Source organism: Escherichia sp. GZ89 (assembly GCF_019366485.1).
GTDB lineage: Bacteria > Pseudomonadota > Gammaproteobacteria > Enterobacterales > Enterobacteriaceae > Escherichia > Escherichia fergusonii.
This window is the reverse complement of record NZ_JAEOHX010000052.1, coordinates 1-708: the sequence shown is the minus strand read 5'-3', so window position 1 is coordinate 708 and position 708 is coordinate 1. Positions and strand designations below refer to the sequence as shown.

The window sequence follows — 708 nt, the reverse complement described above, 5'->3', positions numbered from 1 at the left end:
ACCTGGCTGATGGTCCCCTTTGCCCTGCTGCTGGGGGTGGGGCCACTGGTGCGCTGGGGCCGGGACCGGCCGCGTAACATCAGGAAACTGCTGCTCACCGCCCTGGTCTCCACCCTGGTGCTGTCGGTACTTTTGCCATGGCTGCTGGAAGATAGAATCATCGCCATGACGGCGGTGGGGATGGCGATGGCCTGCTGGATTGCGGTGCTGGCGGTGGCCGAAGCCGTACAGCGCGTGTCCCGCGGCACGAAAACCTCTCTCAGCTACTGGGGAATGGTGGCGGCGCACCTCGGGCTGGCGGTGACGATTACCGGTATCGCCTTCAGCCAGAATTACAGCGTGGAGCGTGACGTGCGGATGCGGGCGGGCGACAGCGTGACCATTCACGACTACCGCTTCACCTTCCGGGAGGTGCGGGACATCACCGGGCCCAACTACCGCGGCGGGGTGGCCCTCATCGGGGTGACGCGCCACGGCGAGCCGGAGGCGGTGCTGCACGCGGAGAAACGGCTCTACAACACCAGCCGGATGGTGATGACCGAGGCGGCGATTGACGGCGGGCTGACCCGCGACCTGTACGCCGCGCTCGGGGAGGAGCTGGACAACGGCGCGTGGGCCGTGCGCCTGTACTACAAACCGTTTGTCCGCTGGATATGGGCCGGGGGGCTGCTGATGGCGCTGGGCGGGCTGCTGTGCCTGGCGGACCCG

General features: G+C 67.7%; 1 protein-coding gene. It reads left to right on the top strand.

The genetic code is table 11. From position 1 onward, the window contains the following. Window positions 1-708 (top strand): cytochrome c-type biogenesis CcmF C-terminal domain-containing protein (locus tag K0335_RS22135; RefSeq protein WP_307774224.1); only part of this gene is annotated, 708 nt, incomplete at both ends.